Source organism: Sphingomonas sp. AC411 (assembly GCF_979253035.1).
The window spans coordinates 678,645-693,031 of the sequence record NZ_CEEDAQ010000001.1; the positions used below are offsets into that span (position 1 = coordinate 678,645).

General features: G+C 66.0%; 14 protein-coding genes, 1 other RNA gene and 4 pseudogenes. 11 read left to right on the plus strand and 8 right to left on the minus strand.

Features of this window, described 5'->3' with window-relative positions; translation table 11 throughout:
- Positions 1 to 6: 6 nt before the first annotated feature.
- From AC0IX7_RS03535 to AC0IX7_RS03555, 5 genes are all read right to left on the minus strand, one after another.
- A complete protein-coding gene (locus tag AC0IX7_RS03535; RefSeq protein ID WP_471810572.1) occupies positions 7 to 186 on the minus strand; it encodes a hypothetical protein in 180 nt (59 codons plus the stop codon).
- A 61-nt stretch (positions 187 to 247) separates the two neighbouring features.
- A complete protein-coding gene (locus AC0IX7_RS03540; RefSeq protein ID WP_471810573.1) occupies positions 248 to 1,057 on the minus strand; it encodes an alpha/beta hydrolase in 810 nt (269 codons plus the stop codon).
- A 276-nt stretch (positions 1,058 to 1,333) separates the two neighbouring features.
- Positions 1,334 to 1,759, minus strand: a complete 426-nt coding sequence (locus AC0IX7_RS03545) for an MAPEG family protein (protein ID WP_471810574.1) — start codon at positions 1,757 to 1,759, stop codon at positions 1,334 to 1,336.
- Between the two features lie 198 nt (positions 1,760 to 1,957).
- Positions 1,958 to 3,019: a 1,9-bis(guanidino)-5-aza-nonane synthase gene (locus tag AC0IX7_RS03550; protein WP_471810575.1), complete on the minus strand. Its 1,062-nt coding sequence runs from the start codon at positions 3,017 to 3,019 to the stop codon at positions 1,958 to 1,960.
- A 144-nt stretch (positions 3,020 to 3,163) separates the two neighbouring features.
- Positions 3,164 to 4,399, minus strand: a complete 1,236-nt coding sequence (locus tag AC0IX7_RS03555) for a type III PLP-dependent enzyme (protein ID WP_471810576.1) — start codon at positions 4,397 to 4,399, stop codon at positions 3,164 to 3,166.
- A gap of 137 nt (positions 4,400 to 4,536) precedes the next feature.
- Here AC0IX7_RS03555 and AC0IX7_RS03560 point away from each other — a divergent pair, with 137 nt between their 5' ends.
- Positions 4,537 to 5,496 (plus strand): threonine ammonia-lyase, encoded by a 960-nt coding sequence (locus AC0IX7_RS03560; protein ID WP_471810577.1) that lies wholly within the window; start codon positions 4,537 to 4,539, stop codon positions 5,494 to 5,496.
- On the plus strand, positions 5,493 to 5,672 hold the full coding sequence (locus AC0IX7_RS03565; protein WP_471810578.1) for a hypothetical protein: 180 nt from the start codon (positions 5,493 to 5,495) through the stop codon (positions 5,670 to 5,672). Before AC0IX7_RS03560 ends, AC0IX7_RS03565 begins: the two co-directional genes overlap by 4 nt.
- A 141-nt stretch (positions 5,673 to 5,813) precedes the next feature.
- Here the strand turns inward: AC0IX7_RS03565 and AC0IX7_RS03570 are convergent, their stop codons facing one another.
- Complete coding sequence (locus AC0IX7_RS03570; RefSeq protein WP_055878070.1) at positions 5,814 to 6,470, minus strand: alpha/beta hydrolase; 657 nt, start codon at positions 6,468 to 6,470, stop codon at positions 5,814 to 5,816.
- 144 nt (positions 6,471 to 6,614) lie between these two features.
- Here AC0IX7_RS03570 and AC0IX7_RS03575 point away from each other — a divergent pair.
- The 9 genes and pseudogenes from AC0IX7_RS03575 to AC0IX7_RS03615 all read left to right on the plus strand — a co-directional run bounded on the left by AC0IX7_RS03575 (position 6,615) and on the right by AC0IX7_RS03615 (position 12,605).
- Positions 6,615 to 7,582, plus strand: a pseudogene (locus AC0IX7_RS03575) (cysteine desulfurase family protein).
- Positions 7,579 to 8,843: pseudogene (locus tag AC0IX7_RS03580) on the plus strand (cysteine desulfurase family protein). The pseudogenes AC0IX7_RS03575 and AC0IX7_RS03580 overlap by 4 nt, the downstream one beginning before the upstream one ends.
- Positions 8,840 to 9,145 (plus strand): 2Fe-2S iron-sulfur cluster-binding protein, encoded by a 306-nt coding sequence (locus tag AC0IX7_RS03585; RefSeq protein ID WP_471813717.1) that lies wholly within the window; start codon positions 8,840 to 8,842, stop codon positions 9,143 to 9,145. The pseudogene AC0IX7_RS03580 and the gene AC0IX7_RS03585 overlap by 4 nt, the downstream one beginning before the upstream one ends.
- A gap of 110 nt (positions 9,146 to 9,255) precedes the next feature.
- A complete protein-coding gene (locus AC0IX7_RS03590; RefSeq protein ID WP_471810579.1) occupies positions 9,256 to 9,570 on the plus strand; it encodes a hypothetical protein in 315 nt (104 codons plus the stop codon).
- Between the two features lie 108 nt (positions 9,571 to 9,678).
- Entirely contained in the window at positions 9,679 to 9,918 is a 240-nt protein-coding gene (locus tag AC0IX7_RS03595; RefSeq protein ID WP_471810580.1) for a hypothetical protein, read from the plus strand.
- Positions 9,919 to 9,976: 58 nt separating this feature from the next.
- Positions 9,977 to 10,070, plus strand: an RNA gene (gene ffs / locus AC0IX7_RS03600) — signal recognition particle sRNA small type.
- Between the two features lie 193 nt (positions 10,071 to 10,263).
- Positions 10,264 to 11,958: pseudogene (locus tag AC0IX7_RS03605) on the plus strand (DNA polymerase III subunit gamma/tau).
- Positions 11,955 to 12,279 (plus strand): annotated as a pseudogene (locus tag AC0IX7_RS03610) (YbaB/EbfC family nucleoid-associated protein). Before AC0IX7_RS03605 ends, AC0IX7_RS03610 begins: the two co-directional pseudogenes overlap by 4 nt.
- An 83-nt stretch (positions 12,280 to 12,362) precedes the next feature.
- The gene (locus AC0IX7_RS03615) at positions 12,363 to 12,605 is read left to right on the plus strand and encodes a hypothetical protein (protein ID WP_471810581.1); all 243 of its coding nucleotides are present in this window, start codon (positions 12,363 to 12,365) and stop codon (positions 12,603 to 12,605) included.
- A gap of 221 nt (positions 12,606 to 12,826) precedes the next feature.
- Here AC0IX7_RS03615 and mtgA read toward each other — a convergent pair whose 3' ends face one another.
- Entirely contained in the window at positions 12,827 to 13,501 is a 675-nt protein-coding gene (gene mtgA / locus AC0IX7_RS03620) for a monofunctional biosynthetic peptidoglycan transglycosylase (RefSeq protein WP_471810582.1), read from the minus strand.
- A gap of 9 nt (positions 13,502 to 13,510) precedes the next feature.
- Entirely contained in the window at positions 13,511 to 14,224 is a 714-nt protein-coding gene (locus tag AC0IX7_RS03625) for a flavin monoamine oxidase family protein (RefSeq protein WP_471810583.1), read from the minus strand.
- Positions 14,225 to 14,387: the final 163 nt, after the last annotated feature.

A 14,387-nucleotide genomic window follows, 5' to 3' on the forward strand; every position in this document is an offset into this window, starting at 1 on the left:
CTAGTTCTAGGTACTTGACCGCTGCGCCCGAGCGATCAGTTCATCGAGCGCCGCCTCATCCAGCCGCCCGGCGGTCCGCAGCGCGGCTTCGGGCGTCATCGCAATGATCTCCCCGTCCGGCCCGTCGATGATCACCTCGCCATTTTCATGGAAGACGTCGCGGGGTTGGGCATGCGGACGGGTCATCGCGCTCTCCTGGCTTTTCGGGATCAACGTCAGCCGGCACATATAGGTCCGTCATGCTGGCCTACATCGTCACCCCGAGACGAGTTCGCCCATCCAGCGATCGAACAATTGCGGCCATAACGATCCAGGCGACCGCGGCGACAGGCGCGTGCCGAGATCCGTGGCCGCCGTGCTGGAGGAAATGCGCTTCCGCCGGGATGCCGGCGCGGCGTGCGGCGGCCAGCGTGTCGACGCTGTTCGCGACCGGCACGGTGGTGTCGTCCTCGGCATGGACCAGGAACAGCGGCGGGTCGCCAGCCTTCAACTGCCGGTCGATCACGAAGCGTGCCTGCACGGCCGGCAGTGGATCGGGGCCCAGCAGGTTCGCGCGCGATCCGCCATGGCTGCGGCCCGGGTCCATGTTTGAGACCGCATACATCAGCCCGGCCCAGGCAGGGCGCGCTGAGTGACGATCGGCCGCATCGACGGTCCGGTAGGCCTTGAAGTCGGGCAATATCGTCAGCGAGCCGGCAAGGTGCCCGCCGGCGGAGAAGCCGAGCACGCCGAGCTTCTCCGCCCGGATCCCGTAGCTGCGGGCATTGGCGCGGATCAGCCGCATTGCGCGCTGCGCGTCGGCAAGCGGTACGTCGGCCCGGTCGGCCCAGCCTTCGCCGGGCAGCCGGTAGCTCAACACAAACGCGGTGATCCCGAACGCATTCAGCACGCGCGCGACGTCGATGCCTTCGTTACGCAGCGACGTGATCGAATAGCCGCCGCCGGGCACGATCAGCACCGCGCGACCATCGGGCCGAGTAGGCCGGAACACGCCGACCTCGGGACGCACCACGCCGCGCATCTGGAAGTCGCGATAGCCGTCAGGATAGCGCGGCATGCGCGGCTGCGGGACCGGCAACGGGTTCGGCGCGCCCTGCGGGATGCCGGGCCACAACGCAAACCGCTCGGCCGGCGGCCAGACCGGCAGCTCCGCTGCGCGAGGCTGGCCGGCTGTCAGTTGCGCCCCATTCCGCGCGAACGCCGGTAGCGTCAGCCCGGCAGCGAGGAAGGGTGAGGAGCGAGCGGCGGTCGAAGGTCATGCCGGATTTCTAGACGATCGATCGGTATCGGGGAGGGGCGGATCACACGATCGGCGATTATTTGTGTCACTGTCTCAAAACACCGCCAAAGCCGCGTGCAGCGTCAACGCGGCGAGCATCACGCTCGACAGGATGAAGAACAGAAAGCGGACGCGGACGCGGTTGCTGGTTGCCTGCACCAAGCTGTGCACGATCCGCAGCCCGACATAGGCCCAGGCTATCCACGCGTTGACGCCATTGCCCGTGCCGCTCAGCGCGAGCACGGCGCAGACCGCGTAGAACAGCGTCGGCTGTTCCATCAAATGATTGTAGTTGTGCGCCTTCCACTGCGCCTGAGGCGGCAACGACCGGTCGGCATCGGATGCCTTGGTCCCGACCAGCTTTCCCATGTCGACGCCCGCCGCCTTCATCGCGGGTAGCCGCGTGACGAGCATCCACGCGAGCATCACCAGCGTCCAGACGATCAGCACGACCATCGGTCGCAGGATCTCGCTGTGCATGAAAAAGCCTCCCCGGTTATCCGGGAGAGGCTGCATCAATTGCTCCGCAGGAGCAACGGTATCTCTAATCCTCCCCCGCCAGGGAGGTGGCAGGCACTTGTCTGACGGAGGGGAGGAAAGGGCAAACCGACGGTATCGCCGCCTCCCCTCCGTCGCTTCGCGCCACCTCCCCTAGCGGGGAGGATCAGCGAAGCCGCCTCAGGCCTTGTCGAAGCTCGCGCCCCACTTGCGGACCGGACGGTCCTTCCAGAGACCACGATGATACGCATCCGACGCCAGCAGCGGCATGACCGAACCGGCCTCCGCGAACACCATCTGCTCGATCCCCGTGTTCACCTTGCCCCACGAAGCCGCTTCCTGCAGCGTCGACGACGAGCACGCACCGTCGCGAACGTCGGCAACGGTGATCTGCACCGCGTACTTATGAACCTGGACGTCGTCGTGACCGAGGATCTCGGCGCAAACCACCGTGTCCTGGATGAAGTTCTTCGGCACGCCGCCGCCAATCATTAGCAGGCCGGTGGTGCCCGCCTTGATCTTGATCTCCGTGAGCTCACGGAAATCGGCGATCGCATCGAGCACCATGTACGGCTTGCCCGCCTTCGCGGCATCTACCTGGTGCTTGACCAGACCGAAGCCCGCCGAGCTGTCGACGAACGCCGGGCAGAAGATCGGCACATCATGCTCGTAGGCGAGCTTGACGAGGCTGTTCTCCTTCTTGCCGTGCTCGACGAGATACTTGCCCATCTCGCGAATGAACTCGCGGCTCGAATAGGCGCGCGGCTCGAGCGTCTCGGCGATCTCGAAGATCGTGTGGTCGACGTGCTGGAGCTCTTCCTCGTCGATATAGGTGTCGTAGATCCGGTCGATCATCAGCGAGCGCAGCACGTCGTCGTGCGGCACTTCGAGCGCCTGGTAATGCTTGTGGCCGAGACCCTCGAAGAAATCCATGTCGACGATCGTCGCGCCGGTCGCAACGATGCCGTCGATCATGTTGTTGCGCAGCAGCTCGGCATACAGATCCATGCAACCGCCGGCCGACGTCGAGCCCGCGATCACGAGGAAGATCGTGCAGTCCTTGTCGGCCAGCATCTGGTTGTAGATGTCGGTCGCACGGCCGAGGTCGCGGCTGGTGAACGACATCTTCTTCATCGCGTCGACGATCGGCCGCGCGTCGAAGCTCTTGATGTCGATATGCTCGACGGTGGTGGAAAGGAGTTCCGCCTTGCGCTGCGCGTCGATGCGGGTGTCTTCGGTCATAACATGCTCCATAAATCCCCCTTCCGCTTGCGGGAGGGGTTAGGGAGGACTGAAATATCCGCGAACGCCACGCTCGCGGACAAGCCCTCTCGACCCCTCCCGTAAACGGGAGGGGAGGAAGAAGGGCGCGGTACTAGAGCTTGGTTACAGCTTGACGACGTTCGACGCGAGGTCCTGGAAGCGTTCGTCGTACAGCGAGACCATCGGCTCGTCGGTGACGATCACCGTCTCGTCCGATCCGAACCCGTTGAACGCGGTCCGCATCGCCGAGCCATAGGCGCCAAGCATGCCGATCTCGATATAATCGCCAGCCTGCGTGTCCGCGGGCAGCATGAACGGGCCGACCATGTAATCCATGTCGTCGCACGTCGGACCGTAGAAGCTGAACTCCATGTCCTTCGCGCGGCTGTCCGGCTCGCGGAGCAGCTCGGTCGGGAAACGCCAGCCGATATGCGCCGCATCGAACAGCGCGCCATACGCGCCGTCGTTGATATACAACTCGGTCCCGCGACGCTTCTCGACGCGCACGATGATCGACGAATATTCCGCGCACAATGCCCGGCCCGGCTCGCACCACAGCTCGGACGAATAGCTGACGGGCAGCGATTCGAACGCACGGTGGATCGTCTCGAAGAAATGCTCGAGCGGCGGGGGCTCCATGCCGGGATACGAAGACGGGAAGCCGCCGCCGACGTCGATGACGTCAACCGTGACCGCCGCTTCGACGATCGCCGCACGGACGCGCTCCATCGCGTTCGAATAGGCCTCCGGAGTCATCGCCTGCGAGCCGACATGGAAACAGATGCCGAGCGCATCCGCTGCCTGGCGTGCCGCGAACAGCAGCTCCTTGGCTTCGTGCGGTGCCGCACCGAACTTCGACGCCAGCGACAGCTTCGAATGCTCGGACGACACGCGCAAACGCACGCAGAGCGTCAGATCGGAAGCTTCGCGGGTGGCACGGACGACCTTGTCGAGCTCTTCGAGGCTATCGAGGCTGAAGGTGCGGACGCCGTGCGTGAAATACGCCTCGGCAATCGCTTCCTCGGCCTTGACCGGGTGCATGAAGCACAGCGTAGCCGCGGGAAGCGTCCGTGCGACCAAACGCACTTCGGCGATCGACGCCACGTCGTAATGCGTGATGCCGTTGTCCCACAGGATCTGCAGGAGTTCGGGAGACGGGTTCGCCTTCACCGCATACATCGAACGGCCCGGGAACTTCTCGACGAAGAACCGAGCGGCGCGCGCAGCGGCGTGCGGACGAACGAGCGTGACCGGGTTGACCGGGCGCCCTTTAGCGATGTCGATGCCGCTCCCGATGCGGGAGGTGTCGGCGGTCGAATGGGCTTTCGCTAACCCCAGCGCGATATGATGCTTGACCAATTCAAGGGACCTCCAATGTCCTGAGACAAATTACGAAAACACTGCCTTGCGGTTGGAAGTCCCATGGGGCAGCGGAAGGGCGATCTACGGTCGCTTGCCCCCCATGTAAATAGGGTTGGGCGCATAGGAGCCAGTGTGTGACGATTTTGCGACAGCCGACGCGGGCGGGGGTACGGGACGCCGCGGAAAAGATCGCGCGGGTCTTGCCGCCAACGCCGCTTTTTATTAGTGAAATCAAAGGCGTAACGGTCGCGTTCAAGGCCGAGTCGTTGCAACCAATCGGCGCGTTCAAGATCTGCGGTGCGTGGCATCGGCTCACCGCCCTGGACGACGCAGCGCGAAAAAGGTGTCGTCGCATTTTCCTCGGGCAATCACGCGCAGGGGTGGCCTGGGCGGCGAAGCGGCTCGGAATGGCGGCAACGATCGTGATGCCGTCGCATGCGCCACGGCTGAAGCGCGAATCGACGCTGGCACTGGGCGCGGAAGTGGTGACTTACGACCGCGCCACCGAAAGCCGCGAGGTGATCGCTGCCGGACTGGCGGAAGCACGGGGTGCGACACTGGTGCCGAGCTTCGACGATCCGTGGATCATCGAAGGGCAGGGCAGCGCGGGCATCGAGGCGGCTGCACAGATGGCGGCACTGGGCTTGGGCGTGCCGAGCCGCGTGATAATCCCGTGCGGCGGTGGCGGCCTGTCGGCCGGTATCGCGCTGGCCTTGAAGGACAGCGCGATCACCGTCGTCGAGCCCGAAGGCTGGGACGACATGCGCCGCTCGCTCGAGGCCTCCTGGATCGAACCGGTCGGCCCCAACCCGCCGCCGACCGCGTGCGATCTGCTCCAGACGTTGCGCGTGTCGCCGCTGACCTTCGACGTCCTATCCCGCCGCGACGCGACCGGCGTGGCGGTCACTGAACCGGAAATCGCCGCGGCCCAGCGCTGGGCCGCGGAGAAGCTTCGGCTGGTGATCGAGCCGGGTGGCGCGGTCGGGCTGGCGGCGGTGCTGGCTGGCAAGGTGGCGCTCGAACCCGGACTGCTCGTCATCCTGTCCGGTGGCAACGTCGACCTCGCTGCGTACGCAAAGGTAATGGCCGCATGAACCCCACACTGACCTCGATCGCCGCCGCGGCGCCCGCCATCGCCATGCTGGGGATGTTCGCCTGCCTCATCGGCGGGATCATGTTGATCGTGAAGAAGCGCGACCGCAAGAACGGCTTGCTGATGCTGGTGATGGCTGCGGTGTTGCTGGCCAACGTCGCGATCTGGACGCTGTAACCTCCCTCGCCCTGCGGGGCGAGGAAGGACCCGCCGCGCTTGCGGTGGGAAGGGAGAGGGAGTTGGGGAGAGCTGGCCCATCCCAACTCCCCTCATCCGGCGCTGCCGCGCCACCTTCTCCCCAAGGGGAGAAGGACGAAATCACCTAATCGGCGAGTTCGGGTCGAGCCGCATGTCGAGATACTTGTCCACCGACCCCATCAGCTCCGGCATCTCATGCTCGAAGAAGTGGTTAGCCTTCGGGATCGTGTCGTGATGGATGGTGATGTGCTTCTGCGTCCGCAGCTTATCCACCAGCTTCTGCGTGGCGCCCGGCGTCGCGACCTCGTCGGCCTCGCCCTGGATGATGATCCCGCTCGACGGGCATGGTGCCAGGAACGTGAAGTCGTACAGGTTCGCCGGCGGCGCGATCGAAATGAACCCGCGGATCTCCGGACGGCGCATCAGCAACTGCATGCCGATCCACGCACCGAAGCTGACGCCCGCGATCCAGGTCGTCTGCGCCTCGGGGTGGAAGCTCTGCACCCAGTCGAGCGCGCTCGCCGCATCGCTCAGTTCGCCGACGCCATTGTCGAACACGCCCTGGCTCTTCCCGACGCCGCGGAAATTGAACCGCAGCGTCGCAAACCCGCGCCGCTGGAAGGTCTTGTAGAGCTGCTGTACGATCGCGTTGTTCATTGTGCCACCGGCTGACGGATGCGGATGCAGGATCATCGCCACGGGTGCGCGCGGACGCGGGCCCGGCGCAAAACGACCTTCAAGACGGCCTTCGGGACCGGGAAAAATGACTTCTGGCATAGGCACTCGCGAGCTGGGATACGCACTCGGGTGGAGTGCGGGATGATCTGCATTATATAGGCGACACGCCCCTTTCCGCAATTGGAACCGACCCTGTCCCGTACCGAGTCCCGCATCTACCTCGATCACGCCGCCACCACGCCGATGCGCCCCGAGGCGGTGGCGGCGGTGACGGAGGGCATGGCGCGCTGGGCGAACCCGTCGTCGCCGCATGCCGAGGGGCGCGCGGCGCGGGCTGCGCTGGAGGATGCTCGGAGGCGTATCGCCAAGGCGCTGGACTGGCCGCATCACGTGATCCTGACGAGCGGCGCCAGCGAGTCCGCGGCGCTCGCGTTGCGGGGGCGGCCGGGCATCGGCGTAGCGGCGGTGGAGCATGACGCTATTATCCGAGCCGCGGAACAGCCGGTCATGCTCGACGTCGATGCGGGCGGCATCGTGATGAACCGGGAGGGCTCAGCGTCGATCGCGCTACAGTCCGCCAACAGCGAAACCGGCGTTCTGCAAAGCTCCGCCACCGGCTTCCGCATCGCCGACTGCGCGCAGACCGCCGGCAAGCTCCCGCTTCCCGACGCCGACCTCATCATCGTCTCCGCGCATAAGCTTGGTGGCCCCCCGGCATAGGCGCGCTGCTGGTCCGCGACCTCGGCCTCCTCGACCCGACCGGCGGGCAGGAGCGCGGCTATCGCGGCGGCACCGAGAACCTCCCCGGCGCACTTGGTTTCGCCGCCGCGCTGGAGGCTCCGCGAGACTGGTTCGCGGGCATGGCCGATCTCCGCGCCAAGCTCGACGGCGCGATCCTCGCAGGCGGCGGCGAGATCGTCGCGCACCACGCCCCGCGCATCCCGACGATCGCCTCCTACCGCATGCCCGGCGTAAGCTCCGCCGCGCAGTTGATCCGCCTCGACATGGCCGGGTTCGCCGTCTCCGCGGGCAGCGCCTGCTCGTCGGGCAGCATGCGCCCGAGCCACGTCCTCGCGGCAATGGGCTATTTCCCTGAAGCTGCTGCCGAAGTCGTTCGCGTCAGCTTCGGCTGGACCACGAAACCCGACGACGTCGCGAAGTTCGCCGAAGCCTGGACGCGCATCGCCACCGACATAAGGCGGGCCGCATGACCTATCTCGACTACCAGGCGACCACCCCTCGCGCCCGAAGCGCTCGCCGCGATGCTCCCCTGGCTCGAATCTCAGCACGCCAATCCGCATTCGTCCCACCGCGAAGGCCGTCGCGCCAAAGCCGCCGTCGAAGTCGCGCGTGATCAGGTCGCCGCACTGCTCCCCCGGCGGCCGCATCGCTTTCACCAGCGGCGCGACCGAGGCGCTCAACTGGGCGATCAAGGGTACGACCGGCCCGATCGTAACGCTGGCTACCGAACACGCGGCCGTCCTCGACACCACCGCGGCCGAAGCGGCGATGGGGCGCCACGTAACGATCCTCCCAGTCGGCGCAAACGGCCTAAGTTTCGGCGCAGACGGCCTAGCTTGGAGCGACATTCGAGGTGCCGGCAGTCAATTCGTCTCTTCCCCCTGGAAGGGAGGGGCTGGGGTGGGTTCGCCAGCTTTTGCCGCCCACGTTCGATCATACGGAAGCCGACCCACCTCGACCCCTCCCTTCCAGGGAGGGGAAGTAGAAAATCGATCCACGCTAGTCGACCCCGACACATCCTGCGCCGCGATCCCCGGGGACCGGCGTGGTCGCCGCGATGCTCGTCAACAACGAGATCGGCGTCGTCCAGCCGATCGCCGCGCTCGCCGAATTCGCCCACGCAGCCGGCGCGCTCATTCTCTGCGACGCGGTCCAGGGCTATGGCCGGGTAGCAATCCCAGACACCGTCGACCTGATCGCCATCTCGGCACACAAGATCCACGGCCCCAAGGGCATCGGCGCACTCTGGATTCGAGACGGCATCGACCTCGCCCCTGATGCACGGCGGCGGACAGGAAGCCCTCGGCCGCTCCGGCACACTCGCCCGCACTCTGCGCCGGCTTCGGCGCCGCCGCGCAACTCATGGCCGACCGCAAGGATCAGGACTCCGCGCACATCGACCGTCTCTGGTCGCTGGCGCTCGACCGCCTCGGCCCCGGCTGGACGATCAACGGCGCGACCGACCCCCGCTATCACGGCAACCTCAACATCCGCCGCGAAGGCCTCGACGTGAATCGCCTGATGTCCGACTTGCGCGACATCGCCTTCTCCGCCGGCTCGGCCTGCGCCAGCGGTTCGGGCCGCTCCAGCCACGTCCTCCGCGCGATCGGCCTCACCGAACCACGGGCGCGTTCCAGCATCCGCCTCGGCTTCGGGCGCTACACAACCGAAACCGAACTCCGCGACGCCATCGATGCGATCGTCGCCGCAGCCGAGGCGCAATGGCCATGATCGTCCGCTTCATCGCCCGAGACGGCACCGCGACCATCGTCGCCGCAAGCCCCGGCGACCGCCTGCTCGATGTCGCACAGGCACATAACCAGCCACTCGAAGGCACCTGCGAAGGCCAGCTGTCCTGCGCGACCTGCCACGTCATCGTCGACCCCGCCGATTTCGCCCGACTGCCGCCGGCGAGCGAGGACGAGGAGGACATGCTCGATCTAGCGCACAATGCGACGCGCACCAGCCGTCTCGCCTGCCAGATCCGGCTGACCGACACGCTCGACGGACTGACCGTGCGGATCCCCAACTAGGTCAGCAAAGCTTACAGGAAGACAACGGCCGGTTCATGGAACGTGCACGGCCGGAAGCGGATTATCCCCTCATCGCCTCAATGTACGAGGTCGTGAGAGGAGTACCGAACATGAAGATCATCGCAATGTTCGCCGCTGGCGCCTTGGCCGCGGGAACCGTTTTCGCCGCAGCCCCCGCCGATGCGCAGCGTTATGGATGGGACGGCCCGCGCGGCGGCCCCGGGTGGCATGGACCACGCGGCAACCGCGGCTGGCACGGCCGTCGTGGCTGGGATGGCCCGCGTCACGGCTATCGCGGCTACCGCGGCGGCTATCGTGGCGGGGGCTATGGCTATCGCGGACCGCGCGGTTACGGCCGCTCGCGCGTCGTATGCCGGATCGAGCGTGGCTATTATGGGCCGGTTCGTCGCTGCTTCCGCCGCTGAATCCGACGTACTTAATTCTGGGTCTGATACGGAACCGTAACGATCGAGCCTGGTTTATTAACATAGGTTGCAGGACTCAGCAGAGTTCAGACCCAGTAGGAGATTATCATGAAGTTGTTCACCCTTGCCGCCGCCGGTCTCGTCGCGCTCACCGGCCTCGCACCGGTCGGCATCGCTGCCGAAGCCTCGGCGCAGCGCACCGTCGTCCATGAGCGCACCGTCGTGCGTCACAATGCCAACCGCCCGGGCTATCGTCGTCATGCCGTGCGTACGCGCCAGGTTTGCCGCAACGTCTACCGCAACCATCACCGCCAGCGCGTCTGCCGTACGGTTCGCGTTCGCCGCTAAGACCGAGCCCGCTCCTAAAGCGGCTTGATCATCCCGCCCGACCCCGCCATATGCGCCGCGGGAGTCGGGCGGACGTGGTCGTCGCCAACTTGGTCAGATCCGGAAGGAAGCAGCCACAACGACTAAGCCACGGGTCGTCCCGGCTCCCACCGCGAACGTTTGCAAGCAAACGTGAGCGCGGCCAGCGGTGCGAAGCGCCGTCTGACGATGCGGCTAAGCCGCAGCGCACTTCTCATTCTTAAAAATCCGATAGCAGCCCTAACCTAGACCTCTGCGTCCGCGTGGGAACAGAAAGGGTTCGCTAGCCCTTCGACACCGCCCCCCAAACCGCCTATATCGACCGCAATGTCAGATTCCTTCGACCTCGGCGAACCCCGCAGCCGGCCAAAGCGCCAGACGCCGCCTATCGCGTGCTGGCCCGCAAATACCGTCCGCAGACCTTTTCGGAGCTGATCGGCCAGGACGCGATGGTCCAGACGCTGGGCAACGCGATCAAGCGCGACCGGCTCGCCCACGCGTTCCTGATGACCGGCGTCCGCGGCGTGGGAAAAGCTTCGACCGCACGCCTCATCGCGAAGGCGCTCAACTGCATCGGTCCCGACGGTGAGGGCGGCCCGACGATCGACCCCTGCGGCGTCTGCGAGCCGTGCCGCGCGATCGCCGAGGGCCGCCATATCGACGTGATCGAGATGGACGCCGCCAGCCACACCGGCGTCGACGACGTCCGCGAGATCATCGACGCGTCGCGCTATTCGGCGGTCACCGCGCGCTTCAAGATCTACATCATCGACGAAGTCCACATGCTGTCGAAGAACGCGTTCAACGCGTTGCTGAAGACGCTCGAGGAACCGCCGCCCCACGTAAAATTCCTGTTCGCGACCACCGAAGTGAACAAGGTGCCCGTCACGGTGCTGTCGCGCTGCCAGCGCTTCGACCTCCGCCGCATATCCGCGGAACATCTCGCCAAGCACTTCGCCTGGGTCTCGACCGAAGAAGGCGTCGTCGCCGATCCGGAAGCGCTGATGCTGATCGCCCGCGCCGCCGAAGGGTCCGCACGCGACGGCCTGTCGATCCTCGACCAGGCGATCGCACATGCCGGGCTCGAAGGTGGCGGCGTGACGGCCGACGCGGTACGCCAGATGCTCGGCCTGTCCGATCGCGGTGCGGTCCGTGACCTGCTCACGCTGATCCTTGCCGGCGACGGGGCAGGGGCGCTCGCCTCGATGCGCCGCCAATATGATTACGGCGTAGACCCTTTGTCGGTACTCCGCTCGCTGCTCGAAACCGTCCACGGCATCACGCTGACCAAGGTCGGCACGCCGCCCGACGCAGCGCAGCCGATGGAGGAGCGCGCGGCACGCGAGGAATGGGCGGCATCGCTCGGCTATCCCGCGCTCCACCGTCTGTGGCAGCTGTTCCTCAAGGGTCATGACGAGGTGGCAAAGGCGGCGCTCCCGATCGAGGCAGCGGAGATGGCGCTGCTGCGCGCGATTTACGCCTCGACGCTGCCGGACCCCGGCGAGTTGGCGCGGCAAATCGTCAGCGGCAGCGCCCCGCGGCCGCACCAACGCCGTCAACGCCGCCGCCACCTGCGCCCTCGTCCGGCGAAGCGCTGCCCTGGAACGCAGCATCCGCTGCGAAGGTGCCCGAACCGGTGGCGACCGGACCGATCCTGCCGCCGACTTTCGAGGCGTTGGTCGATCTGCTAGACGAATCGGGCGGCCTCGCGATCGCCGCGCGGCTCCGCCACGGTGCACGCGTGGTCAGCTATGCGCCGCCGGAATTCACCATAAGCGGCAGTCGCCCGGTATCGGCCGACACGCTCGCCGAACTCAATGCGCTGTTGAAGAGCGTGACGCGGACCGCGTGGAAAGTGTCGATCGTCGACGCCCCTGGCGAGCCGACGTTGCGCGAGGCGCAGGACGCGGCCGATGCGGCGGTGCGGCAAGCCATTCTCGAATCCCCATCATGAAGGCCGCGGTGGCAGCGTTTCCCGACGCCCAGCTCGAATCGTGGCCCGGCCAAAGGAGCAATGCATGAAGAATATCGATGAAATCCTCGCCATGGCGCAGAACGTCCAGAGCGAGCTCGAAAAGGCGCAGGCCAATCTCGACACGATCGAGGTCGAGGGCGCGTCCGGCGGCGGCCTCGTCAAGGTGAAGGCGTCCGCCAAGGGCCGCATCATCGGCATCGCGATCGACGATCTGCTGATGCAGGTGAGCGAGAAGCAGATGCTCGAAGACCTGCTGACGGCAGCGTTCAACGACGCGCGCGCGAAGGCCGATGCGGTGTCGGGCAGCGAAATGTCGAAGATGACTCAGTGGGTTGCAGCTGCCACCGGGCTTCAAGCTGCCGTTCTGAACCGTTTCGGTTGGGTCGTTTCGGCGCGGGAACAATCGATCTTCGGCCGGCGTTTCGCTCTTTCAGTAATCAGGGAGAGTGAAATGGCCGAAGAGCGCATCGTCGAAACGCCGACTACCCACACCACGATCATCGAACGCCGTAGCGCCGGCAGTGGCATGCTGATCGGCATCGTCTTGCTGATCGCGGTGTTGATCGGCGGCTATTACCTGTTCAGCCGCGAAGGCGCGCAGAACAGCAAGGACGCCGCGATCACGTCGGCGGCGAAGAGCGTCGGCAGTGCCGCCGACAAGGCCGGCGACGCGGTCGAGAAGTCGACGCAGTAATCACAGGTAGCTTGTTTCCCCGCGAAGGCGGGGACCCAGTCTGGGCTCCCGCCTTCGCGGGAGAACAAGGTAAGGCAAGGTCGAAGCTAGAATTCACCCCGGCGAAGGCCGGGCCCCAGTTGGGGGACATGACTGATTGAGCGGGATGCTCCGTCACAGCAACCTTTCCAACTGGGCCCCGGCCTGCGCCGGGGTGTCAACGTTGTGACGGGCGGTATTGGTCAGGATCGCAGACACCCATCCAACCTGTCGTTCCGCACCACCGAAACGCGCCGCGACAGCGTATTTCCATGCCGCCGCACGAACCCATGCGGATCGATCGCCGCGCGCTTCTTCGGCAACGGCAACACGGCGGCGATCCGCCCCGCCTCGGTCGGCGACAACCGCGATGCATCGTGATTAAAATAGCGGATCGCGCCGGCGTTCGCGCCATATGTCCCGATCCCCGTCTCGGCGATGTTGAGATACACCTCCATGATCCGCCGCTTCGGCCACAGCGCCTCGATCAGCACGGTGAAATACGCCTCGAACGCCTTTCGAACATAGCCGCCGCCCTGGAACAGGAACGCGTTCTTCGCCGTCTGCTGGCTGATCGTCGAGCCACCGCGGATCCGTCCGCCCTGCGCATTGCGCGCCGCCGCCCCCGCGATCGCCTTGAAATCGAAGCCGTGATGCGAGCAGAACCGTGAGTCTTCGCCCGCGATCGCCGCGCGCGCCATGTCCGGGTCCATCTCAGACAGCGGCATCCAGTCCTTGGTGATTGTGCGTCCGGACATCAGGTCCCCCATCATCGTCCAGGTGAACGGCACCGGTACGAAGCGGTACAGCCCGACCCAGGCGACCGTGACCAGCACGAACAGGAAGACGATCTTGGCGAGGATGCGGAGGAAGCCCATCGGCGTTCCTTATGCGATCGTCACGGACTCGCCAATGATCGCGCGCGCCGCCGCGACGCCGGTCTCGTATGCGCCGTGCGCGGTCGAGAAGTCGAACAGGTGGCACGCCTCGCCGGCGAAGTGGATGCGGCCGTCAACCGAGGCGGCGAGGAGGGTGCGTTGCCCGGCCCGACCGACGCGCGCGTGGCTGTAGCTGCCGCCGATATAGCGTTCGTGGCGCCAGCGGGTCGCGACGAGCGGCGTGAAGCGCTTGCGCCAGTCGCTACCGAGCAGCCCGACGAGCTCGTCGATCGCGAACTGCGCCGCATCGCCATCCTCGAGCATTTCCGCGCAGTCGCCACCGAAGAAGCTCTCGACGATCGGCCAGCCGAACGGCGACAGCCGGTGGCTGGCAGTGCAGGCGCTATAGGGACTGCCGACCAGATGCGCGTTGGTCGGCCATTCGGGCCGGTCGACATTGAGGAACACCTTGTCCGCGAGCCCGAGCGGAAGGTCGGCAGCGGCGGCATGCTTGTCGGGGAGCGGCGGGTGGAACACGACCTGCGATTTGGCGACGACTGTGGTCGGGACGCAGACGATGACGTGGTCGGCGTCGATCGTGCCGGCCGGGGTGTCGAGCTTGAGGACGCGGCCGCTATGATCGATGCGGGTTACCGGTGTCGAGAGGCGGATGTTGAGGCCGGCGGCGTGGCTGGTGACGAGCGTGCCGTAGCCTTCCTTCACTGTCCAATTGTCGTCGGTCGAGGCTTCTTCGTACGCGGCCCAATCGTGGAGCGAGACCTGGCCCAGGTTCGCGCCATTGGCGTATCCGGAGATCGCGTCGATCTTCGGGCGCCATAGGTCGTTTGGAGTGATGAAGTCGGAGAGGGCGGTCTGGGCCTTCGAT